Annotated in this window: 21 protein-coding genes; all 21 read right to left on the reverse strand. The window is 59.1% G+C overall.

Annotated features, from left to right (window positions below; all coding sequences use genetic code 11):
* Position 1 precedes the first annotated feature (1 nt).
* The 21 genes from F560_RS0108955 to F560_RS0109055 all read right to left on the reverse strand — a co-directional run bounded on the left by F560_RS0108955 (position 2) and on the right by F560_RS0109055 (position 21,859).
* Positions 2 to 1,738, reverse strand: a complete 1,737-nt coding sequence (locus tag F560_RS0108955; RefSeq protein WP_019005390.1) for a 2-oxoacid:acceptor oxidoreductase subunit alpha — start codon at positions 1,736 to 1,738, stop codon at positions 2 to 4.
* Between the two features lie 209 nt (positions 1,739 to 1,947).
* Entirely contained in the window at positions 1,948 to 2,889 is a 942-nt protein-coding gene (locus F560_RS0108960; RefSeq protein WP_019005391.1) for a dipeptidase, read from the reverse strand.
* Positions 2,890 to 3,075: 186 nt separating this feature from the next.
* Positions 3,076 to 3,336: a stage V sporulation protein S gene (locus F560_RS0108965; RefSeq protein WP_019005392.1), complete on the reverse strand. Its 261-nt coding sequence runs from the start codon at positions 3,334 to 3,336 to the stop codon at positions 3,076 to 3,078.
* Positions 3,337 to 3,523: 187 nt separating this feature from the next.
* Positions 3,524 to 4,318 carry a TIGR00282 family metallophosphoesterase gene (locus F560_RS0108970; RefSeq protein ID WP_019005393.1) on the reverse strand — a complete coding sequence of 265 codons (795 nt, stop codon included), beginning with the start codon at positions 4,316 to 4,318 and terminating at the stop codon, positions 3,524 to 3,526.
* A 117-nt stretch (positions 4,319 to 4,435) separates the two neighbouring features.
* On the reverse strand, positions 4,436 to 5,977 hold the full coding sequence (rny, locus tag F560_RS0108975) for a ribonuclease Y (RefSeq protein WP_019005394.1): 1,542 nt from the start codon (positions 5,975 to 5,977) through the stop codon (positions 4,436 to 4,438).
* A 340-nt stretch (positions 5,978 to 6,317) separates the two neighbouring features.
* A complete protein-coding gene (locus F560_RS0108980; protein WP_019005395.1) occupies positions 6,318 to 7,103 on the reverse strand; it encodes a regulatory protein RecX in 786 nt (261 codons plus the stop codon).
* 87 nt (positions 7,104 to 7,190) lie between these two features.
* Positions 7,191 to 8,252, reverse strand: a complete 1,062-nt coding sequence (recA, locus tag F560_RS0108985) for a recombinase RecA (RefSeq protein ID WP_019005396.1) — start codon at positions 8,250 to 8,252, stop codon at positions 7,191 to 7,193.
* 257 nt (positions 8,253 to 8,509) lie between these two features.
* Positions 8,510 to 9,763 carry a competence/damage-inducible protein A gene (locus F560_RS0108990; RefSeq protein WP_019005397.1) on the reverse strand — a complete coding sequence of 418 codons (1,254 nt, stop codon included), beginning with the start codon at positions 9,761 to 9,763 and terminating at the stop codon, positions 8,510 to 8,512.
* The gene (gene pgsA, locus F560_RS0108995; RefSeq protein WP_019005398.1) at positions 9,760 to 10,386 is read right to left on the reverse strand and encodes a CDP-diacylglycerol--glycerol-3-phosphate 3-phosphatidyltransferase; all 627 of its coding nucleotides are present in this window, start codon (positions 10,384 to 10,386) and stop codon (positions 9,760 to 9,762) included. Before pgsA ends, F560_RS0108990 begins: the two co-directional genes overlap by 4 nt.
* A gap of 215 nt (positions 10,387 to 10,601) precedes the next feature.
* Positions 10,602 to 11,093: a YajQ family cyclic di-GMP-binding protein gene (locus F560_RS0109000; protein WP_019005399.1), complete on the reverse strand. Its 492-nt coding sequence runs from the start codon at positions 11,091 to 11,093 to the stop codon at positions 10,602 to 10,604.
* Positions 11,094 to 11,210: 117 nt separating this feature from the next.
* Entirely contained in the window at positions 11,211 to 11,378 is a 168-nt protein-coding gene (locus tag F560_RS25915) for a hypothetical protein (protein WP_019005400.1), read from the reverse strand.
* A 105-nt stretch (positions 11,379 to 11,483) separates the two neighbouring features.
* A complete protein-coding gene (locus tag F560_RS24565) occupies positions 11,484 to 12,359 on the reverse strand; it encodes a RodZ domain-containing protein (RefSeq protein ID WP_019005401.1) in 876 nt (291 codons plus the stop codon).
* A 56-nt stretch (positions 12,360 to 12,415) separates the two neighbouring features.
* Positions 12,416 to 13,186 carry a DUF3388 domain-containing protein gene (locus F560_RS0109015; RefSeq protein WP_019005402.1) on the reverse strand — a complete coding sequence of 257 codons (771 nt, stop codon included), beginning with the start codon at positions 13,184 to 13,186 and terminating at the stop codon, positions 12,416 to 12,418.
* A gap of 241 nt (positions 13,187 to 13,427) precedes the next feature.
* Complete coding sequence (locus F560_RS0109020; protein ID WP_019005403.1) at positions 13,428 to 13,679, reverse strand: DUF3243 domain-containing protein; 252 nt, start codon at positions 13,677 to 13,679, stop codon at positions 13,428 to 13,430.
* Positions 13,680 to 13,773: 94 nt separating this feature from the next.
* Entirely contained in the window at positions 13,774 to 14,547 is a 774-nt protein-coding gene (ymfI, locus tag F560_RS0109025; RefSeq protein ID WP_019005404.1) for an elongation factor P 5-aminopentanone reductase, read from the reverse strand.
* Entirely contained in the window at positions 14,544 to 15,830 is a 1,287-nt protein-coding gene (gene yfmH, locus F560_RS0109030) for an EF-P 5-aminopentanol modification-associated protein YfmH (protein ID WP_019005405.1), read from the reverse strand. Before yfmH ends, ymfI begins: the two co-directional genes overlap by 4 nt.
* Entirely contained in the window at positions 15,820 to 17,115 is a 1,296-nt protein-coding gene (yfmF, locus tag F560_RS0109035) for an EF-P 5-aminopentanol modification-associated protein YfmF (protein WP_019005406.1), read from the reverse strand. Before yfmF ends, yfmH begins: the two co-directional genes overlap by 11 nt.
* A 95-nt stretch (positions 17,116 to 17,210) precedes the next feature.
* On the reverse strand, positions 17,211 to 17,978 hold the full coding sequence (sleB, locus tag F560_RS0109040) for a spore cortex-lytic enzyme (protein WP_019005407.1): 768 nt from the start codon (positions 17,976 to 17,978) through the stop codon (positions 17,211 to 17,213).
* Positions 17,979 to 18,154: 176 nt separating this feature from the next.
* Complete coding sequence (locus F560_RS0109045; protein WP_156828939.1) at positions 18,155 to 20,833, reverse strand: FtsK/SpoIIIE family DNA translocase; 2,679 nt, start codon at positions 20,831 to 20,833, stop codon at positions 18,155 to 18,157.
* 4 nt (positions 20,834 to 20,837) lie between these two features.
* Positions 20,838 to 21,116 carry a YlzJ-like family protein gene (locus F560_RS22895; protein ID WP_019005409.1) on the reverse strand — a complete coding sequence of 93 codons (279 nt, stop codon included), beginning with the start codon at positions 21,114 to 21,116 and terminating at the stop codon, positions 20,838 to 20,840.
* Entirely contained in the window at positions 21,113 to 21,859 is a 747-nt protein-coding gene (locus F560_RS0109055; RefSeq protein WP_019005410.1) for a ClpP family protease, read from the reverse strand. Before F560_RS0109055 ends, F560_RS22895 begins: the two co-directional genes overlap by 4 nt.
* Positions 21,860 to 21,892 lie beyond the last annotated feature (33 nt).

Below are 21,892 nucleotides of genomic sequence, written 5' to 3' on the forward strand. Positions count from 1 at the left end.
GTCAGACCAACTCCTTGCACGCTTTTTCGATTTCGGCAGGCAAAAACGGCGTTCCGTCGTATTTCAGCAGGTTTTCGATCTTGTCGTGATAGCCGACGTTCATCTTGATCAACGACGCGAGTTGGCCGGTTCCGTTGTTTTCCAGGACGACCGCTTTGGGAGCGCGGGCCAGATGCGGCTCCAGCAGTTCGCTCGGGAACGGATGCAATTGCCGAACGGTGATATGGTTCGTACGGATGCCTTGCTCCGCAAGGCGGCTGCGCGCTTCGTCGATCGTGCCGCCGGTCGAACCCATGCCGATGATAAGCAGATCCGGGGTCTCGTGCGGCGCGTCCGCCTTGATCGCATCGGTAATCCGCAAATGCTTGATTTTGCCGAGGCGCTTTTCCATCATTTTCTTGCGGTTCGGCGCGGCTTCCGAAGGACGGCCTTCCTGGTCGTGCTCTACGCCCGTCACATGGTGGATGCCGTTCTTTGCCCCCGGCAACACGCGAGGCGAAATGCCGTCTTCGGTGAATTCGTACCGTTTGAACATCCGGTTCGGTTCAAGCGGCGGAAGCTCTCCCGTCACCAGCTTGCCGCGCTCGATCTTGATCCGGTCGTAATCGAGGGGTTCGCACGACTGCTTGCCGAGCGACAGCTGCAGGTCGGTCGCCACGATGACCGGAACTTGGTATTGTTCCGCCAGGTTGAACGCTTCGATCATATCGTAGAAGCACTCTTCGATCGTGCTCGGCGCGATGACGACTTTCGGAATTTCCCCGTGCGTGCCGTAGATCAGCGCGTTGATATCGGATTGCTCCTGCTTCGTCGGCAGCCCCGTCGAAGGTCCGCCGCGCTGCGTGTCGATGATCACGAGCGGCGTTTCGGTCATGCCCGACAGGCCGATCGCTTCCATCATCAGCGACAGCCCGGGGCCGGCGGATGCCGTCATCGTCCGGACGCCGGCGTAGTTGGCGCCGATCGCCATCGTAACCGCCGCGATTTCATCCTCGGTCTGAACGACGGTGCCGCCGAATTTCGGCAGTTTCTTGATCAAATATTCCATGATTTCCGAAGCCGGGGTAATCGGATAAGCGGACATGAGCCTGCAGCCCGCCGCGATGGCGCCCAGCCCCAACGCCTCGTTGCCGATCATGAACAGCTTCTGCTTGCCGTCGGCTTCCTCGAGCCGGAATTCCTCCAGCGGGCCGCCCGCAAGCTCCAGGACGTACTCGGCTCCGCGCCTTACCGCTTCGATGTTTTTCTCGACGACGGCCGGACCTTTCCGCCCGAACTCCTCCTCCACCGCCTTGTTGAACACTTCGAGCGGAAGCCCGAGCAGCGCCCAGGAGGCGCCGGATGCAACCATATTTTTCATCAGCGAGGTGCCGAGCTCCTCGGCGATCGCCGTAATCGGAACCGCGAACAGCCGGGCGTCGACGCCTTCCGGAACGGTCGGCGAAAACTTCGCGTCCGCGACAATGACGCCGCCCGGACGCAGCTCGTGAGCGTTCAAATCGATGCTTTCCTGGTCGAAGGCGACCAATATATCCAAATCGTCCGAAATGGCGCGGATGGGTTTGGTGCTGATGCGGATTTTGTTGTTGGTGTGTCCGCCTTTAATCCGCGAGGAAAAGTGACGGTACCCGTAAAGGTAGTAACCCAGCCGATTCAGCGAGGTGGAGAAAATACGGTCCGTACTCTCCACGCCTTCCCCTTGCTGGCCGCCAATTTTCCATGACAGTTGACTGATCACAGTGTCCATCTCCTCTTAATCTCTGCTTCGGCGCGAGCGCAAACGATGCTATGCGATAAACATTACAAATCAACTATATTAATGAAAGCAATTATCAATGTAAATTTTATGATTGCATATTCCAAAAAGCAAGCTTTTATGCCCAATTCAAACGATAACACTTTCTGATAAAAACGATGCGCTTCCGTTATGAATCAAAATCGATGCGATTACTGGGGAAGATATTTGTGCAAAAAGCGGAACGCGTTCTCGCCGAGCATGCCCCGCACGGTCCGCTCCGGATAGCGCCTCAGAAGCGCCTCCGCCAGCGCGGGATACTGCCCCGGGTGGGCGAGCCCCTGCACATAGCGATCGATCCCGTCGAAATCCGAGCCGAACGCCAAATGCCGTTCGCCGCCGAGCGAGCATACATGCTCGACATGGCGCAGCACATCGTCGATGGACGCCGAATCCCGCTCGGTCAAAAACCACGGCACAAACGTAAGGCCGATAATGCCGCCCGCTTGGATGATCGCTTGGATTTGCGCGTCGGTCAGATTGCGGGGATGGTTCCGCAGCGCCCGCGCATTGGAATGGGAGGCGAAAAAAGGTCGGCTCGAGCAGTCGGCCACATCCCAGAAGCCTTTTTCCGACAGATGCGACACGTCGATCAGAATGCCCATCTCCCCGCATTCCTTGACCAGCCTCCTGCCCGCCCCGGTCAAACCGCCGCCGCGGGGCTCCAGCGCGCCGTCGCACGCCCAGTTGGCACGGTTCCAAGTCGGGCCGAGCAGCCGCAATCCGAGCAGGTGCAGCAGCCTCAGGCACCACCACTGTTCCCGCAGTCCGTCGACTCCTTCCAGCGACAGCAGAGCGCCCCTGCATGCTCCCTCGCGAACGGCCTGAAGGTCGCCGGCGCTCCGGACGATTCGCATTCCCGGAGCCGTCAGCACCTTCGTCCAGAAAAGTTCGGCCTCCCGGAGCACCGTCTCCGGTTCCATCCGTTCGTCTTCCGGCAGGTAGATGGCAAAAACCTGAAGCCGGACGTTCCCTTCCTTCAGCCGATTCAGGGTGACGTCCAATCCTGCGCTTTCCGGCCCGTCGAATGCCAAACCCGGGGCTTTCAGCATTTTGAACAACACGTCGCAGTGCAAATCCGCGATCCCGGTCACGCTTATCCCTCCTGCCCTTTTATGCCGCCGGCCGTACCCGGCGGAACGCGAACGGGCGCTTATACCGCTTAAGCCCAACAGGCGCCCGAACGCAACAAAAAACCTGTTCTCCGCTCCAACCTCCCGGCAAGAAAAAGCCCGGGCCGGACCGTCCGAGAACAGGTTTACCATCACTCTTCATTATCTTTAGCGAGGTTCCACGATTAGCTTGATCGCCGTGCGATCTTCACCGTCAATCACGATATCGGTAAAAGCCGGGATGCAAATCAAATCCACCCCGCTCGGCGCCACAAAACCCCGGGCAATCGCGACGGCTTTGATCGCCTGATTCAGCGCTCCCGCACCAATCGCTTGCAGTTCCGCATTGCCTCTCTCTCGGAGCACACCCGCCAAAGCGCCTGCGACAGAATTTGGATTGGATTTTGCAGAAACCTTTAATACTTCCATGACCAGTTCCTCCTCGGGGATCAAAGGATGGGCCCACTAAGGCATACATATTCGGTAGGAGCCCCGTTAATTCCTGCTTCTTTGGAAGGAAGCGGCCGCAAAAATCGCGAAAAATTCTGATATTTACGCGGGGAAGAACGGGTATTTTGCGCCATGAGGCCCAAATACCCGGCATTTTCCGGTTCGGTCAGGAAGCGATCCAGGAATCCTCGTCGATCCGGATCGTTTGGATGCCGGTTGCCCGTCCCGTCGACTCGTCCATTTCGACAAATACGCCGTGCAGATGCCATTTGCCTTCCGCGACCTGAAACCTTGCGGGCAGTCCCGTCTTGAATTTGCGAAGCACGCCTTCCTTCTCCATCCCGAGAACGCCGTCGCGAGGTCCGGTCATGCCGGCATCCGTCAAGTAAGCGGTTCCTCCCGGCAATATCCTCTCGTCGTTCGTCTGAACATGGGTATGCGTGCCCACCACAAGCGAAGCTCTGCCGTCCAAGTGCCACCCCATGGCGATTTTCTCGCTGGTCGCCTCGGCGTGGAAATCGACCAGGATGCATTTCGTTTTTTGGCGGAGCTCGTCTACGATCTCGTCGGCCGCGCGGAACGGACAATCGGCCGGCGGCAGGAACGTGCGTCCGATCAGATTGACGATCCCAAGCTCCTTGTTGCCCGCCTTAATGACGGCGCTGCCCGCCCCCGGCGTCCCCGGCGGCAGATTGGCGGGGCGGACCATCCGCGGCTCGTCGTCGATAAACTCGAATATTTCGCGGTTGTCCCACGTATGGTTGCCCATCGTAATCCCGTGAACGCCCCATTCGAACAGCTCGCGGGTAATGGCGGCGTTGATGCCGCGTCCGCCCGCCGCATTTTCGCCGTTGGCGATGATGATGTGCGGCCGGTACTTGTCCTTGAGCCAAGGCAGCAGACGCTTGACCGTCTCCCTGCCGACGCTCCCGACGATATCCCCGATAAAAATCACTCTCATAAGACACCTTCCCTGCTTTGAACACGAATTGTTGGCATGCGGCGAACAAAGAAAACAACGGCGGAAAGGGAAGAAGTGGCCGCTATGCTGCAGCCACTTCTTCAGCCTTCCCGAAACTTATTTTGCGTACTCCACCGCTCGAGTCTCACGGATGACCGTGACCTTGATATGGCCCGGATAGTCCAACTCGCTTTCGATTTTCTTGGTAATGTCGCGGGCCAATCGAAAGGCTTCCGCGTCGTCGATTTTGTCCGGCTGTACCATGACGCGGACTTCGCGTCCGGCCTGGATGGCGTACGATTTTTCGACGCCTTCGAACGACTCGGAAATCTCCTCCAGCTTTTCCAGGCGTTTGATATACGTTTCGAGTGTCTCCCGCCTTGCTCCCGGGCGCGCGGCGCTGAGCGCATCCGCGGCTCCGACGAGCATGGCGATGACCGACGTCGCTTCGCAATCTCCATGGTGGGAGGCGATGCTGTTGATGACAACGGGATGCTCTTTGTACTTCTTGCCCAACTCCACGCCGATCTCGACATGCGAACCTTCCACTTCGTGGTCGAGCGCCTTGCCGATGTCGTGCAGCAAGCCGGCGCGTTTGGCAAGCGTGACGTCTTCTCCGAGCTCCGCCGCCATCAATCCAGCCAAGTAAGCTACTTCCATCGAGTGCTTCAGCACGTTCTGGCCGTAACTTGTCCGAAACTTCAACCGTCCCAAAATCTTGATCAAATCCGGATGGAGACCGTGCACGCCGACTTCGAACGTCGCCTGCTCCCCATATTCCCGAATTCTTTCGTCCACTTCTTTGCGGGATTTTTCCACCATCTCTTCGATGCGGGCCGGGTGTATTCTTCCGTCGGCCACCAGCTTCTCGAGAGCGGTGCGGGCAATCTCCCGGCGAATCGGATCGAACCCCGATAGAATAACCGCTTCGGGCGTATCGTCAATGATCAGATCGATGCCTGTCAACGTCTCAAGCGCCCGGATATTGCGGCCTTCCCGACCGATAATGCGCCCCTTCATCTCTTCGTTCGGCAGCGCCACGACCGATACCGTCGTTTCGGCAACGTGATCCGCCGCGCAGCGCTGAATGGCGAGCGAGATGATGTCGCGGGCGCGTTTGTCGGCTTCTTCCTTCGCTTGCTGTTCGATATCTTTGATCAGCTGGGCGGTTTCGTGGCGAATTTCCTGCTCCACAGTCGTCAAAATCAACTGTTTCGCGTCTTCCATCGTCAAATTCGAAATCCGCTCCAATTCGCTGATCTGCTGCTTATGAAGCGTCTCGATCTGCTCCTGAATCTCTTCGATACGTTTCTCTTTGTTGGCAACCTGCTCCTCTTTACGTTCCAACGCTTCAAGCTTTCGGTCAAGCGACTCTTCCTTCTGCACCAGCCGCCGTTCCTGCCGCCCGATCTCGTTGCGTCGTTCGCGAATATCGCGCTCGGCCTCGTTACGGAGCTTGTGCACCTCGTCTTTGGCTTCCAGCACCATTTCCTTGCGGATAGCTTCCGCTTCTTTGCGGGCATTCTCCACAATTTGCAGAGCCGCCTGTTCCGCACTGGAAATCTTGGCTTCCGCAAAGGACTTGCGTACAACATAACCGATCCCAAAGAAAAGCGCGCCAACAACGATGACGATCAAGACCCAGATCCAGTCCTGCATGGTCTTTCACCTCCTCGTTGCATCGCCAAGGCAAACGCTTGGGACACGTATAAAATTGTGTGCCGGCTTTCAAACCGATCCGTTTCGTTTTGTTGCGGGTAAAACGGCTGCCACTTTCTCCCTGCGCGAAAGCCGCGTTTTACCGGTGACGAATCAAGAAAGGCGATGGATTCCCATCGCTTTCCCGAATCGTTAAAAGTCGAAAAAACAAGTTCCGAATCATTTTTTGGAAGGAAAAAAGGGTTCGGAATGGGAAGATGGAATACAGAAACATTGTAGCTTTTGTGAAAATGGATTGTCAAGCAAAGCATTTCGGCTTGACCCGCTTCCATCGTCCCGCTTAGAAGCCGTCCCCGCCGTCTTCCGGAAAGGCCGGGTCCGCTTCCTCCCCGGACATCGCATGGCGGACCGCATCGCGGGCCACTCCGCCGGAAAATCCCCGCCGCATCAGCAGCCCCATCAGCTTGTACTGGCGTTCCCGCAAGCTTTTTCCCTTCACGTTCGGCCACCGTTTCTTCGCCAGCTCGAAGGCGGCCTGCCGCTCCGCGCCATCGTCCAGTTCCTTGATCGCCTCGTCCGCCTCGCGCTTGGCAACGCCCCGCTGCAGCAGCTCCTGGCGGATCAACCGGCTGCCTTTGCGCTGGATGCTCAGCTTCTGCTCGGCATACCGCTTCGCGTATGCGGCGTCGTCAACGAGCCGGTACGCGATTAGTCTTTCCAAACAGCCGGCGACCGCTTCCGCGGACAAGCCTTTCCGGCTCAGCGCGGCGGCCAGCTCCCGCTTCGTCCTCGGCTTGCGGTCCAGCATGGCGAGCGCAGCCCGGTAAGCCTCCTCGACTTCCTGCTGCTTGGTCAGCGCTTCCCACTCTCCGGCGCTCAGCTTCTTCCCCGGCAGCAGACGCCAGCTTACGAGCGTATCTTCATGCACGGCAACGACGGCCGTCTCCGCATCCGCGTTCGAAGGCGCCTCTATGCGTTCTGCCGATTCCGCGGGAAGCTTCGCCTGCGCGGTTGTTTCCGCCTTCCCGGATTCCGGCAAGCGAACGGTGACGTTGTACATCGACTGCCTTTTCGGATCCGGGTGGACCGCTACGATTTCAGCCGCCGCTTGTTCCTTCCGTTCCATGCCGTTTCCTCCAATAGTAAAAGACATCCGCGCGCGGCGGATGTCCCGATTGTTCCCGAATGCATGAGGTCAGGCTTAACCGTCGTCTTAGTCGAGTTCCGCGAATTCGATATCGTCTTCTTCGTCGACGGAACCGCCTTGACGCAGCGCGGACGAGACGATGTCCGAATTCAGGCTGATGCTGCGGATTTGGCGCTCGATCTCCGCGCAGATGTCCGGGTGATCCTTCAGGAATTGCTTCGCGTTCTCCCGTCCTTGGCCAAGCCGTTCGCCGTTAAAGGAGAACCAAGCGCCGCTCTTCTGCACGATATCCAGCTCCGTGCCGATGTCGATGATGCTGCCTTCCTTCGAAATGCCTTCCCCGTACATGATGTCGACCTCGGCCTGCTTGAACGGCGGCGCGACCTTGTTCTTGACCACCTTGATGCGGGTACGGCTGCCCACCACATCGTTGCCCTGCTTGATGGAGTCCACCCGGCGCACGTCCAGACGGATGCTCGCATAGAATTTGAGGGCCCGTCCGCCCGGCGTCGTTTCGGGGTTGCCAAACATGACGCCGACCTTTTCCCGAAGCTGGTTGATAAAGATCGCGATCGCCTTCGACTTGCTGATCGCTCCGGACAGCTTGCGCATCGCCTGAGACATCAGGCGGGCCTGAAGGCCGACGAACGAGTCGCCCATGTCGCCCTCGATCTCCGCCTTCGGCACGAGGGCCGCAACCGAGTCGACCACGATAATATCGACCGCGCCGCTGCGCACCAGCGCTTCGGCGATTTCCAGCGCCTGTTCGCCGGTATCCGGCTGGCTGAGCAGCAGCTCGTCGATGTTGACGCCGAGGTTGCGCGCGTAAATCGGGTCCAGCGCATGCTCCGCATCGATAAACGCCGCCTGGCCGCCCGCTTTCTGGACTTCCGCGATCGCATGCAGCGCGACCGTCGTCTTGCCGGAAGATTCGGGTCCGTACACTTCGATAATTCGCCCACGCGGAAATCCGCCGATCCCGAGCGCGATATCCAATGCCAGCGCGCCGCTGGGATACGTTTCCACCTGAAGCTGCGCTTGCTCGCCCAATTTCATGATCGATCCTTTGCCAAACTGCTTCTCGATTTGGCGCAAAGCCATCTCTAATGCGGCGCGACGATCCGACAACACACCCACATCCTTATCGTTTTAATAGTTTTATCATACCTGTTTTTGCTGCCGTTGCCAAGCGTTTTGCGAACATTCGTTCTGTTCGCGTTGCAAAAAAGAACCGCAGCAAAGTCATCTTCGCTACGGTTCTTCCGCAACTTTCACTCACCAATTTACCACAGCCGCGGCGGGCTGACAACCCCTTTTTGCGCTTATTGTCGCGCATTGCCGCAAAATGGCGATAAAAGGGGAATATGAAGGCGCTTCTTGCCTTATTATCCGCGTCCGGTCAGCGTCAGCCACAGCAGGTACAACGCGCGCTTCGACGCGCGCAGGCGAATCCCTTCGCGGTCGCCCGACAGCTGCAGCCGCTCCACCTTCGTCGGCCGCCCGCGCTCGGCGAGGCCGACGAACACGAGCCCGACCGGCTTGCCCTCGGCCGAAGCCGGCCCCGCCACGCCGGTGACCGATACCGCGAGGTCGGTATCCGCCGCGGCAAGCATGCCCTCGGCCATCGCCTTGGCCGTCTCGGCGCTGACCGCGCCCGGCGCATCGGGTCCCTCCAGCAGCTCCTGCGGCACGCCGAGCTGCTTATGCTTCACCGCGTTGCTGTAGCTGACAACGCCGCCGGCAAATACGTCCGCGCTGCCCGGCACGGTCGTCAGCATCGCCGCGATCATGCCGCCGGTGCAGCTCTCGGCGAGCGACACGGTGCGGCGCTGCTGCGCCAGCAGCCGCACGACCGCGGCTTCCAGCGCGATGTCCTCTTCCGCATACAGATAGCGGTCCGTCCGCCGCCGGATTTCCTGCAGCGTCGGCTCCATCCGGCGCGCCGCCTCTTCGGCGTCCGCCGCCTTCGTGGACACGCGGATCGCCACTTCCCCTTCCTTGGCGTAAGGCGCGATCGTCGGGTCCGTCTGCTCCCGGATCAGGTCGATCAGAAGCTCTTCCAGCGCCGATTCGCCGATGCCGCTGAATTTCAGGACGACCGAACGCAAAACGTTCGTTTCGCCCAGCAGCTTGCGCAACCAGGCGGAACCGTCGTTTTCGAACATCGGCTTCATTTCGCGGGGCGGCCCCGGAAGCAGCAGGTAATGCGTGCCGTCCGCCGACAGCGCGTTGCCGACCGCAAGGCCGGTGTCGTTGCGCAGCGGCACGGCGCCCTCGATCAGCATCGCCTGGCGGCGGTTGCTCTCGACGAACGCCGCTTCCCGCCCGGCGAACATCGATTCGATCTTCCGCATCGTCGGCTCGTGCAGCACGATTTTGCGGCCCAAATAAGAGGCGAGCGCATCCCGGGTCAGATCGTCCATCGTCGGGCCGAGACCTCCGGTAAAGACGAGCAGGTCCGCCCTGCCGCGCGCCGTTTCGATCGCTTGGCGGATGCGGGCTTCGTTGTCGCCGACGACCGTCTGGTAATAAACGTCCACGCCCAATTCGGCCAAAGCCTGCGCCAGAAATTGCGCATTCGTGTTTACGATCTGGCCCAGAAGCAGTTCCGTGCCGACCGCGATAATTTCCGCTTTCATCCGTCGCGCCGCACCTCTTTGCCCGCTCCGGAGGCAGGCGGATGGTCCGCCGGCGGATTGAGCAGGCTTTTGTTTTTAACGAAATAGTCGATACCCGAATAAATCGTGATCAGCACCGCCGCCCAGACGATAATCGTGTCCACCGGAATATGTAGGAACTCGAACGGGAAGTTGTTCAGCAGCAGCACCACGATCATCGCAATCTGAATGGCCGTCTTCCACTTGCCCCATTTGCTGGCCGCCAGCACCACGCCTTCGAGCAGCGCCACTTGCCTTAAACCCGTAACCGCCCACTCGCGCGCAATGATGAAGATCGCGACCCAGGCGTCAAGCTTGCCCATTTCCACAAGCGAGATCAGAACGGCGGCCACGAGCAGCTTATCCGCAAGGGGATCCAGCAGCTTGCCGAGGTTGGTGACAATCTTGCGCTTGCGGGCGATATATCCGTCAAGCCCGTCCGTGCTGGCCGCGATTATAAAGAGAAGCAACGCGAATATCTGATTGTACGAGATGGAATAGGTGCCGAGTGTAAGCGGGGAAACGTCCAGCCTGACCAGCAGGAAGAACGCCACGATCGGCACGAGAAAAATCCGTGCCAGCGTAATCCGATTGGCCAGGTTCAAGCCGCTTCCTCCTCCCGCCGTTTGAGCCCGAAATCAAGCTTCATTCGATTCGATATCTCGCGCATCCGAATGCCTTCCCCCCTGTTGTGCCGTTCTGCCTTTCAATTCGAAACCAGTATAAACGAAGCCGCAACATGTGTCAAAAGAGCGACAGACGCTTCCCGCCGGCCGCTCCGGCCCGGAGGAAGCGCCGTTTGACGCGCGATGGAAGGCGCTTAACGGTAGTTGACGAACTGCAGCTCAAGCGGGAGATCCGCTCCCCTAAGCAGCGCGATGACCGCCTGCAGATCGTCCTTGCTTTTGCCGGAAACGCGAATCTGGTCGCCCTGGATCTGGCTTTTGACTTTGATTTTCGAATCCCGGATCAACACGTTGATTTTCTTCGCGGATTCCTGATCGATGCCCTGCTTGAGCGTCACCGTTTGCCTGACCGTGCCTCCCGAAGCCGGTTCGATTTTCCCGTATTCCAGATTGCGGATCGGCACCCCGCGCTTGATCAGCTTCGACTGCAAAATGTCGATCACGCTTTTCAGCTTGTACTCGTCGTCGGAGACGATGACCAGCGACCGGTCCTCCAGCTTGATGCTGCTTTTGCTGCCTTTGAAATCGAAACGGTTTTCGATTTCCTTAAGCGCCTGGGTAACGGCATTGTTCACTTCCTGCAAATCCACTTTCGATACGATGTCAAACGAATATTCCGACGCCATCGATTCGACTTCCTTTCCTGTAAACCAAACTTTGTATCCTATTATAGCAGTTATCGCGAACGAACCCAAAACAAAAGAGCCCCTTCACCAAGGGCCCCTTCGTTTTGCCGTCTTTCTTCAGCTAGAGCGCGAGCGGGCCGGCTCCCGGAACATGTCCAAAATGCCGAGCACGATCCAGGCCAGCCCGAAACCGAGAATTCCGTTCCCCCAAGCACTTGGCGTCAAATACCAGCCGATCAGGCTGACGATGACGCCGATCCCGGTAACGACCCAACTCGTTGCCATATATCCCGACCTCCGCGGTGCAAAATGAAAATACGTTAGTATCATAACCGCGGAGATGGCCGCTCATTCATGAAAACCCGAATTCCGGCGCCGAAGACGGCGGCGCTATGCCGACGGTTCGGTCTCGGCGGCCGCCGGAGTGAATTGAAATTTGCGCGACCTCGGCGCGTCCGTATCGTCGACCGCGACGCCGTCGATCGAGATCGACACCTTGGCGGCGCTGCCGACATTGACGTAGAACGGGCCGTCGATTTCGAAGGTCAGCGTTTGGTCTTTTCCGGGAGTCCCTTGGTAAATGTATTTCCCGTGGCGGTCGTTCTCCCGAACGCCTACCCAGCAATCCCCCGAAAACGCAAAGGAAAGAACGTGCGTGCCGGTGCCGGACACGTCGTAATAGTAGGTGCTCCCCGACTGCTTGGTGAGCGTCAGCGTCGTCGCGGACGGCGTCTCGCTCGGACTCGGCTCGGCCGAAGCCGATTGGGTCGGGGTCGGGGTCGCGGAGGGAGACGGCGAAACCGTCGACGAAGGCAGCGCGGTTTCGGACGTGATGTCTGTCGCGTTGTCCCGCTCCTCCGCGTCTTTGCCCGAATTGTTGACGTAGTATACGTACAGCAAGGCGATGATCAGCAGGGGAAACAGCCACATGACTGAATTGACCGCGATTTTCCCCCACCGGTCGCTATGCGTAACGGATCGGCTTCTGGGTTTGAGCATCGGTTCGCTCGCCGCCGTTTCCTGGGAAGCCGTTTTCGGAAGCTCTTTATGGTACAGGCGAAGCACTTCTTCCGCGTCCAACCCGACCGTCTCCGCGTATGTTTTCACAAAAGCGCGCACGTAGAAAGAACCCGGCAGTACTTTGTAGTCTCCAGCCTCGATAGCTTCCAGATATCGTTTGCGGATTTTGGTCGCTTCCTGAATGTCATCGAGCGTATAGCCGTGCTGCTCTCTTGCCTTGCGCAGCAGCTGTCCCAAATCCGACATGTTGTCACCTCCGTTATTTGATCTTTATTCGGCCAAGCGCTTGACCCGGCCGGTTGTCAGAAGCCGTCGTCCAATCCGGCGGTCGTAAAATTCTCGTATGTAATTTCCTCGTCCGGCGTATTGCGAAGCTCGATAATGCAATCGAAGAGGTCGTAGTCGAAATCGGACTCGCGGACGAAAATATCCGGATGCTCGATCACCTTGGTCGAGGGCATCGCCATAATTTCCTTCAGCAGGCTGTAATGCTTCTCGTTCGAACGGATCGTGCTGACGATGCCGTCGATAATGAACACGTTGTTCGGATTCGTCTCTTCTTCGGAAAGCTGGCTGCGCACCGTCTGGCGAAGCAGCGTGGAGGAGACGAACGTCCAGCGCTTGTTCGCGCACACGCTGCCGGCGATGATGGACTCCGTCTTGCCGACGCGGGGCATGCCGCGAAGACCGATCGTCTGGTTGCCGTCGCGTTTGAACAATTCGCCGAGAAAATCGACGAGAAGCCCCAGCTCGTCCCGCGTAAAACGAAACGTCTTGCCGTCCGACGAATCCCGTTCGATGTAGCGCCCGTGGCGGATGGCCAAAATATCGGTAAGGCGGGGCGGTCGCAGCGTGATGAGCGAAATGTTTTCGACCTTTGCAAGCATGCGGCCCAGCAGTTCGATTTTTTCGTCGTCGTCCGTTTGCAGGAGCAATCCCCGCGTGCGGTCCTCAACCCCGTTGATCGTAATGATGTTCACTTCGAGCATGCCCAGCAATGAGGCCAAATCTCCTAAAAGTCCGGGACGGTTTTTATGAATTTTATATTCCATGTACCATTGCTTTTTTTCCATTAAGCGCACCTCTGCCGGCCGGGGCAAAAATCGGGTTCCCCCGCCTACTTTGTATTCTACAAGACTCGTCAATCTCCTGCAAAATTCCGGGGCAAGAATGCGTCTAAAGTCCCAGATTTCACGGGTATTGAAACGTCAACTCCAAACGGCCCCGCCGGAAAGACGGCGGAGCCGTTGATGAAGCTTTCTCATTCGTCGTTCAATCCATTTGGACGAACGAAACGCCGCTTGGGTTGCATTTTTAGCTGCGGTTGGCCAATTTTACCATCAAACGGGCGATCGTCTTGCGTTCGGATTCGTCCCCGACTTCCCACAGATCCTTCAGAACGCGTTCCTCGTCGTTTTGCGGATCGACCTTACTTTCGAGAAATTCCCCGATCTCGTACGCAAGCTTCGCGATCGCTTCCTCGCTGATGCCCATATTTTTGGCGGCTTCCACCCGGTCGCCCAAAAACTTTTTCCAGGTTTCAAAGTTGCTCAATACGGTCGACATCGCTCAGCCTCCTGCCTGATTGGAATGAATGCTACAGCGAATAATATGTCCAGCGCGCCAAACCCGTATGCGCTCCATCCCCTGCGCAAACTTGTCAAACCATCCAGCCGCCGGAGAGGCTGATCACCTGGCCGGTCACGTAACCGGCTTCTTCCGAAACGAGATAGCGCACCAGCTCCGCCACTTCCTCCGGCCGGGCCAGCCTGCCGAGCGGAATGTCCCGGATCAGTTCGGCCTTTTCCTCGGGCGAAAGCGAAGCGAGCATGTCCGTGTCGACCGCGCCGGGAGCGACCGCGTTGACCGTCACGCCGAACGCGGCCATTTCCCTGGCGAGCGCCTTGGCGAAGCTGTTCAGGCCGCCTTTGGCGGCGGAATAGGCGACTTCGCCGGCGGCGCCCGTGATCCCCCAAATGCTGGACAGAAACACGAACCTTCCCCTCCGGTTCCACGCCATTCCGGGCCCGAACAGCTTGGCGAGCCAATACGCCGATTTCAGGTGGACGTCAAAGAGCTCATCCCACGCCGTTTCCTCCGTATCGTCAAGCAACCGGTAATAAGCGGTGCCGGCGCAATGCACCACGATGTCCGGCATCAGACCTTCCCGCTCCAGCTCGTCTTTAAGCCGTTTCAACGCGTCGCCGGAACGGACGTCGGCCCGGACGGCAGCCGAGCGTTTCGCCCCCAGTCGCCGGCATTCGTCTGCGACTTGCTCGGCCAAATCCAGCGCCGTGCGGCAGTGAACCGCCACGTCGATGCCGTCCGCCGCAAGCCGCCGCGCAACCGCCGCCCCGATGCCGCGCGACGAGCCCGTCACCAACGCGGTCCGCAAAGCGCCGAGCGGAAGGGAACGCGCCTGCCCCGCGGTCACACCGCATCGCTCCGGACGACGGCAACGGCAAGCCGGTCCGCGTTCACATGCTCGCGCAGACGGGCGTTCACGTCGCCCGGCGTCAAGCTTTCGTACAGGCCGACCAGCTCGAAAAAGTCGCCGCCGTTCAAGCGGTAGCGCGTAAACTCGTTGGCGATGGCTTCGGGGCTGTTCAGCATGCGGAGATACGCGCCGATCCGTTTCCGTCTGGCCCGCTCGAATTCGGCTTCGGCGACGCCCTTTTGCGCCGCTTCTTCCAGCGCTGCCGTCACTTTGGCGACAAGGGCGTCCGGATCTCTTGTATCGCCGCCGATGACGGAGAACGAATAGCCGGAACCCGTATTGAATTCGTAGCCGAAACCGTCGGAAATCAGATTCGCTTCGTACAGCTCCTGGTACAGAGACGAACTGGGACCAAGCAAAATATCGAACATCAGCCGGGTCACCAGTTCCCGCCGGATCGCGCCACTTCCGTCCCGGGGAGCCGGCTCTTCCTTATAGCCGAACAGGCATTTGGGAAGGGAAACGGGCAGCCGGATCTCCTTCCGCTTCTCCCGCACCTGAAGAGGTTCCTCCTCGAAGATCCGCTCGACCGGACCGGCCTCGGGGAATGTTTTGGCCGCCTGGTTGGCTTTGACCAGCTCCAGCGTCGCCTCGCCGTCGACGCCGCCCACGACGAAAAGCGTCATATTGGACGGATGGTAAAACGTCCGGTAGCAGTCGTACAGCATTTCCTTCGTGATGGACCGGACCGATTGCTCCGTGCCGGCAATGTCGATATGGACGGGATGGACGCTGTACAGCGCTTCGATCAGGCCGTAATAGACGCGCCAGTCCGGATTGTCCCTGTACATGTTGATTTCCTGCACGATAATGCCTTTTTCTTTTTCCACGTTGGCATCGGTAAAATAAGGATTCTGGACGAAATCGAGCAGCGTTGCGAGATTCGCTTCGATGTTGCGGGTGGCGCTGAACAAATACACCGTCCGGTCAAAACTCGTAAAGGCGTTGGCCGAAGCCCCCTGGGATGCGAACGTGGCAAAAATGTCGCCTTCCGGCTCCTCAAACATTTTATGCTCGAGGAAGTGAGCGATGCCGTCCGGCACCCGGATCTCCTCGCCCCCCGCAGGACGAAAACGGTTGTCGATCGAACCGTAGCGGGTCGTAAAGGTGGCGTACGTCTTCGTAAATCCGGGCTTCGGCAGCACAAACACGTCGAGGCCGTTGTCCAGCTTCTCGTAATAAAGCGTCTCCTGAAGCTTGTCGTACCGTTTAGTCGCCATCGCCGCTTCCTCCTTTCCGGTCCCGCAGGAAATAGATCGTATCGAGTTCGACGCTTTGCGCGACCTCGGCCACCCGCTCCGGGGTCACCGCCTCGAGCTCTTCGAGCAGGCTGTCCCCGTTCCGGTCGGTTCCGGCGAGCACGTTGTTGAAATCGAACGAGATGCGTTCGAACGCGGAGTCCTGCAGTTCCCGAAGCTGGTTGGCCAGCATCGCTTTCGTCCGCAACAGGTCCGCTTCGCCGATTTCGCCGCGGCGCATCGAGGCGAGCTGCTCCCGAATGATGCCGACCGCCTTCTCGTAGTTTCCGATCTCGATGCCGGACTGAATCGTAAGCAGCCCCTTGTGCCCGTCCAGACGGGAAGAGGCGTAATAGGCGAGGCTCGCTTTTTCCCGTACGTTGACAAACAGCTTGGAGTGCGGGAAAGCGCCGAGCAGCCCGTTATACATAAGCAGTGCCGGGTACCGCTCGTCTCCGAAGCTGATGCCGGTCGTAAGCCCCATATTCAGTTTGCCTTGGCCGACATCCAGCCGTTCGACAACCGTCTGCGGCTCGTTTCTCGCCTTCCGGAGGCGCGGAGGCGCATAAGACGACGGAGAGCCGCCCGAAAGCTTGAACGCCGCTTCCGCGAGCGGCTCGACTTCCTCCAGCGTCGTGTCGCCCGATACGTACAAGTCAAGCACGGCATCGTTCAACCAGTTTCGGTAAGCCTCGTAGAGTTTTTCGGCGTCGAGGCCGTCCAGATCGTCCTTTCGTCCGAGCGCCGGGAGCCGGTACGGTTCGTCCTTGCACATTTCCTCGACGCACCGTTCGGCGGCATAGCGGATTTTATCGTTGACTATGGCTTCGATCCGCTTGCGCACCGTCGTTTTTTCGGCTTCCACGTAACGGGAACGAAAGCGTCCCTCCTCCAGCGCGGGAGAGGTCAGCACTTCGCCGAGAAAATCGACCGCTTCCTTCAGGAGCGGCTGCCTGGAAGACACGAAGCGGTCGTTGATGATATCCAGCTTGAACTGCACGATCTGAAAATCGCCGCGCTTATAGATGTCGAATCCGAAGCCCGCTCCGTACAGATCGTCCAGCCGCTCGCGGAAGGAGATCGTCTCCGGATACGATGCGGTGCCCCGGCGCAGCACAAAAGGGGTGAGCGCTACCGGCGTCACCCTCGATTCGGTTAACGGAATTCCGACGAACAACGACAATGCAAAGGTCTTGAATCGTTTGGTCGGCAGCACGTGAAGCCGCAGCCGTCCCAAGCGTCCCCGCTGGAAATTTTCCGTAGACAAGGCATCATACCCCTTTGGCTCTTTTCCGATTCAGCCCCATTCTAACCGATGGCCCATTTGGAAGCAAATCCTTTCCAGCGATTCAAAGCGTTTTTTTATCGACAGAAGATATGCCTCCCGATCGTCTTGTACTGCGGCCGGGTCCAAATCCATTTGGAAGTGGCGGTCGCCGGGTTGAAATAATACAGGCAGCCGTCGACCGGGTCCCAGCCGCTGACCGCGTCCTTAACCGCCTTGTAGGCCGTTTCGTTCGGTTCCAGGTAAATTTGCCCGTCCGCGACCGCGGTAAAAGCGCCCGGCTGAAAGATTACGCCGGAAACCGTGTTGGGAAACTCGGGAGACCGTACCCGGTTCAAAATAACGGCCGCAACCGCAACCTGGCCTTCGTACGGCTCGCCCCGGGCTTCGCCGTAAACGGCGTTCGCCATAATCTTCAGATCGCTGGCGGACAGACCGAGATTGTTGGAAGCCGGCAGATCCTCGTTTCGCGCCGGCGCATTGCCTCCTCCGCCCGTGGCGGAACGGGGCAGATCCTCCGCTGTCGGCTTCCAGTCCTTGGTCGCCTGCCACAGCTTCAGCTTCGTTTTCGCGCCGACAATTCCGTCGGCTTTCATGCCGAATTTCCATTGAAACCATTTGACCGAATTCAGCGTTACCGGCCCGAACTGGCCGTCCACCTTGCCGCTGTAGTAGCCGAGATATTTCAGCCGTCCCTGCAATTCATATACGTCCTTGCCCGACGCGCCCTGCTTGAGTACCGCCTCTCCAAACGTATCCACCGAGTGCTTGGAGTTTTCCAGCGTGTACAGCCCCAGCAGGCCGAGCACGACGCATAGCGATAATACCACCAGTCGATAGCCCATGACCAAGTCACGCCTTTCCCAGTCGATTGATGCTGCCGCGAACGGCGCATTCACTGTCGTTAGTATGAGAAAGGGAAGCTTCGGTTATACGCCGATTCTGGCTATGGAGGGATTCCTTCTTTTCCGAACAAAAACAACCCTGCGGTGTCAAAATCCGCAAGGTTGCGTGAAGGCGCTCAGGAAGAAGCGCGGTTGTTCTGATATTGTTCGAGGCTCGTCAGCACTTCGCGGGGCTTGCTGCCTTCGTACGGGCCGACGATGCCTTTCGCTTCCATATAGTCGATCAGCCGGGCGGCGCGGGTATACCCGATCCGCATTCGCCGCTGCAGCAGCGAGACGGAAGCCTGCTTCGCCTCCAGCACGATGCTGACGGCCTGATCGAACAGCTCGTCGACGATTTCGGTTTCCTCGCCCTCCTGCTCCTCGCTGATTTCGGGAACGAGCTCCTCGTTGTACTCGGCTTCCGCTTGACTGCGAACGTGGGATACGACCGCCTCCACCTCCGCGTCCGACAGGAAGGCCCCCTGCACCCGGATCGGCTTCGAGGAGCCCATCGGCAGGAACAGCATATCGCCGCGTCCGAGCAGCTTCTCCGCCCCGGCCATATCGAGAATGGTGCGGGAGTCGACCTGCGAGGAGACGCCGAACGCGATCCGGCTCGGGATGTTGGCCTTGATGACGCCGGTGATGACGTCGACCGACGGCCGCTGCGTGGCGATGATCAAGTGGATGCCGGCGGCGCGGGCCATCTGGGCCAGCCGCATGATCGAATCTTCCACGTCTCCCGCCGCGACCATCATCAAATCGGCCAGCTCGTCCACGATGACGACGTAGTAAGGCAGAACCGCGTCGGGATTGTCGCCGTTCAGCATCAACGCATTGTAGCCCTCGATGTTCCGCGTGCCGGACTTGGAAAATTTCTCGTAGCGCTTTTCCATTTCCACGACGATTTTTTTCAGCGCAAGCGCCGCCCTGCGCGGATCGGTTACCACGGGGGCGAGCAGATGGGGAATTCCGTTGTAAACGTTCAGCTCGACCATCTTCGGGTCGATCATCAGGAATTTCACTTCGTCCGGCTTCGCCTTGTACAAAATGCTGGCGATAATCCCGTTGATGCAGACCGATTTGCCCGATCCGGTCGCCCCGGCGACAAGCAGGTGAGGCATCCGCGCCAGATTGCCGATGATCGGGGTGCCGGAAATATCCCGTCCTAACGCAATGGACAGCTTGCTCTGCGCGTCCCGGAATTCCTGCGACTCCAGCACTTCGCGCAGCGTAACGATGCTGACTTCGGAATTCGGCACTTCGATGCCGATCGCCGACTTGCCGGGGATCGGCGCTTCCATGCGGATGTCTTTGGCGGCCAAAGCCAGTGCGATATCGTCGGTCAGATTGACGATGCGGCTGACCTTGACCCCGACATCGGGCTGCAGCTCGTAGCGGGTGACGGCCGGACCGCGGGCGACGTCGAGCACTCTGGCCCTTACGCCGAAGCTTTCCAGCGTGGCTTCCAGCTTGCGCGCGGTTTCGCGCGTATCCGCCGCGCTGCCCCCCCTGCCGCCGCCCTGCGGCTTGTTCAGCAAATGCAACGGCGGAATGCGGTACGGTTTTTTCGGTTTATGTAGCGGTTTCGGGGCTCCGGACGAGGCGGCCGCGCCGGCGCTTTCGCCGTCGGCCCGCTCCGCGCCCGAGCCTTCTTCTTCGTCAGGATCGTCGTATGCGTCGGCATCGCTGACATTCGGCTCCCATTCTTCATCTCTTTCGTCCTCGGGAAGGTCCGAGAACGAACCCAGCCGTTCGCTCGCCGCATCCTCATCGCGGGAATCGTAACCTTCCCCGCCGTCGCCGTCCTCCTGCCGCCCATATGCGGCTTGCGGCTGAAACGCGCCTTCCGAAGCCGCTCCTTTGTCGGGGAACAGGCGGCCGATCCCCTCATCCTGCTGTCCGAAATCTTGCGGCTGCTTGGCTTGAAAGTTCACCTTAGGACCCGCGGCCGGATACACGATCGGTTCGTCGTCGTCCTCCTCGTACCGAAACGGCTCGCGTTCCTCGTCGCCGTGGAACAGCTGGAAAAAGATCGGCTTTTTCCCCGGCTTGGACTCAAGCGGCGGTTCGTCCTGCAGCGGCTCGTCGACAAGCGGCGCAGGCGTTTTTTTCTTTTCTTTCACCGGCACCGCTTTCGCCCTCAGCGCTTTTCTGCCGGAAGACAAGCGGGCCGCAAAAAGAGGGGCGAACCGCTGCAAGAAGGCGCGCACGGCCTGCGCCATTTCCACGAACGAGCGGTTGGTGATCAGCATCAGCGAAATGGCGAATTCGACCAGCAGCACGAACTTGGAGCCGTAATAGCCGAACAGCCAGTACAGGATGGAATACTGCAGCGCGCCGAGCAGTCCGCCTCCGACGTCCTTTTCCCAGATCCGCACTTCCGGCTCGATCGGGGCTTGCCAAATTTGCTCGTATAGCTGACTCATCGACTGGCTCATGATGGTGGAAGGACTGACGGCATCCACCGGACCCAAGCGGGAGTCGGCAAAGCCCATTGCGCTCCACAGCGCGAAAGCGAGCGACAGCAGCACGAACCCGGTCCGGCGGGCGGTCCACCCGCGCGGCCACTTTCGTTTTATCATGACATGCAAACCCAACCATATGCCGACAAGAGCAAGCAGAAAATAAAACTGTCCAAGCAGGTAGGCGAACAGCTTGGACAACGAACGGCCGCCGGCCGCTTCTCCGTACAAAGCAATTACCGAAAGCGTGATCAGAATGATTCCGTAAATTTCATATTTCAAGGTCGCTCCGAACGAGGCCTTTTTGCGTTTGCGTTTGGCCAAGCGCGCCACCTCCCGGTACACCATTATATCACAGTTGTCCGGGGTTTTCAGTCGAACCGGAGGAGGAAGCCGCCGCCCCCGCCTCTTTTCCCGCCGCCGCAAAATGAATCGTTTGTCCCGGCGCCAAGTCCGGCCGCAGATAGGCGTCGAGCGGAGCCGACACCAGCCGCACGATGCGGCCGATTCCGGGAGCGACGGGAGCGACCAGCATGATCAGATCCCCAACCGTCACTTCAATCATCGGCTTGGGCGGAGAATGAAGGCCTTCCAGCACCAGTTCGGCCGGCATGCAGGTATACAAAATCATGGGTTCGCGCCTCCTCCGGACGCGGCCGCCTTGCGGTCCGCGATCCGCCGTTTCAACTCCTGCAGCGCGGCGCCGATGCCGCCGACCTCGTCGATCAAACCGTTGCGCACCGCTTCCGATCCGATCACCGTCGTTCCGATGTCCCGCGTCAGTTCTCCCGTTCGGAACATGAGCTCCTTGAAGGTCTCCTCCTGGATCCGGGAATGCTTCGTGACAAAGCGGACGACTCTTTCCTGCATTTTCTCCAAATACTCGAACGTCTGCGGCACTCCGATGATCATTCCGTTCAGACGGATCGGATGAATGGTCATCGTGGCCGTCTCCGCGATAAACGTATAATCCGCCGAGACCGCGATCGGCACCCCGATCGAATGCCCTCCGCCCAGAACGACGGCCACTTTCGGCTTGGACAGGGAAGCGATCATCTCGGCGATCGCAAGTCCCGCTTCAACGTCTCCGCCGACCGTGTTGAGCACGATCAGAAGCCCTTCGATTTTCGGATTTTGCTCGGCCGCGACCAATTGCGGAATCACATGCTCGTATTTTGTCGTCTTGTTTTGCGGCGGGAGCATCATGTGCCCCTCCACCTGGCCGATGATGGTCAGGCAAAAAACGTTCGATTCGGCTGCCGGAACCGCGGTCTGGCCAAGCTGCACCAGGCTGTCCGTCGGCTGCGGCGGACGTTCTTCCTGGCCTTGGGCGGGCTGTTCCGCCGTCGTTTCCGGTTTTCCCTTGTCGCTCATGGCTTGCCTCCTTAAAGGACCGCCGTCATGCGG

The sequence above is a fragment of the Cohnella laeviribosi DSM 21336 genome, from assembly GCF_000378425.1.
In the GTDB taxonomy this organism is placed as follows: domain Bacteria; phylum Bacillota; class Bacilli; order Paenibacillales; family Paenibacillaceae; genus Cohnella; species Cohnella laeviribosi.

Bases quoted from the DNA above. Each gene is read 5' to 3' on its own strand.
- F560_RS0108965 (WP_019005392.1), bottom strand. From the start codon at position 3,336: ATGGAAGTATTAAAGGTTTCTGCAAAATCCAATCCAAATTCTGTCGCA.
- F560_RS0108970 (WP_019005393.1), bottom strand. From the start codon at position 4,318: ATGAGAGTGATTTTTATCGGGGATATCGTCGGGAGCGTCGGCAGGGAG.
- rny (WP_019005394.1), bottom strand. From the start codon at position 5,977: ATGCAGGACTGGATCTGGGTCTTGATCGTCATCGTTGTTGGCGCGCTT.
- F560_RS0108980 (WP_019005395.1), bottom strand. From the start codon at position 7,103: ATGGAACGGAAGGAACAAGCGGCGGCTGAAATCGTAGCGGTCCACCCG.
- F560_RS0108990 (WP_019005397.1), bottom strand. From the start codon at position 9,763: ATGAAAGCGGAAATTATCGCGGTCGGCACGGAACTGCTTCTGGGCCAG.
- F560_RS0109000 (WP_019005399.1), bottom strand. From the start codon at position 11,093: ATGGCGTCGGAATATTCGTTTGACATCGTATCGAAAGTGGATTTGCAG.
- F560_RS25915 (WP_019005400.1), bottom strand. From the start codon at position 11,378: ATGGCAACGAGTTGGGTCGTTACCGGGATCGGCGTCATCGTCAGCCTG.
- F560_RS24565 (WP_019005401.1), bottom strand. From the start codon at position 12,359: ATGTCGGATTTGGGACAGCTGCTGCGCAAGGCAAGAGAGCAGCACGGC.
- F560_RS0109015 (WP_019005402.1), bottom strand. From the start codon at position 13,186: ATGGAAAAAAAGCAATGGTACATGGAATATAAAATTCATAAAAACCGT.
- F560_RS0109020 (WP_019005403.1), bottom strand. From the start codon at position 13,679: ATGTCGACCGTATTGAGCAACTTTGAAACCTGGAAAAAGTTTTTGGGC.
- yfmH (WP_019005405.1), bottom strand. From the start codon at position 15,830: ATGGCGACTAAACGGTACGACAAGCTTCAGGAGACGCTTTATTACGAG.
- sleB (WP_019005407.1), bottom strand. From the start codon at position 17,978: ATGGGCTATCGACTGGTGGTATTATCGCTATGCGTCGTGCTCGGCCTG.
- F560_RS0109045 (WP_156828939.1), bottom strand. From the start codon at position 20,833: ATGGTGTACCGGGAGGTGGCGCGCTTGGCCAAACGCAAACGCAAAAAG.
- F560_RS22895 (WP_019005409.1), bottom strand. From the start codon at position 21,116: ATGATTTTGTATACCTGCATGCCGGCCGAACTGGTGCTGGAAGGCCTT.
- F560_RS0109055 (WP_019005410.1), bottom strand. From the start codon at position 21,859: ATGAGCGACAAGGGAAAACCGGAAACGACGGCGGAACAGCCCGCCCAA.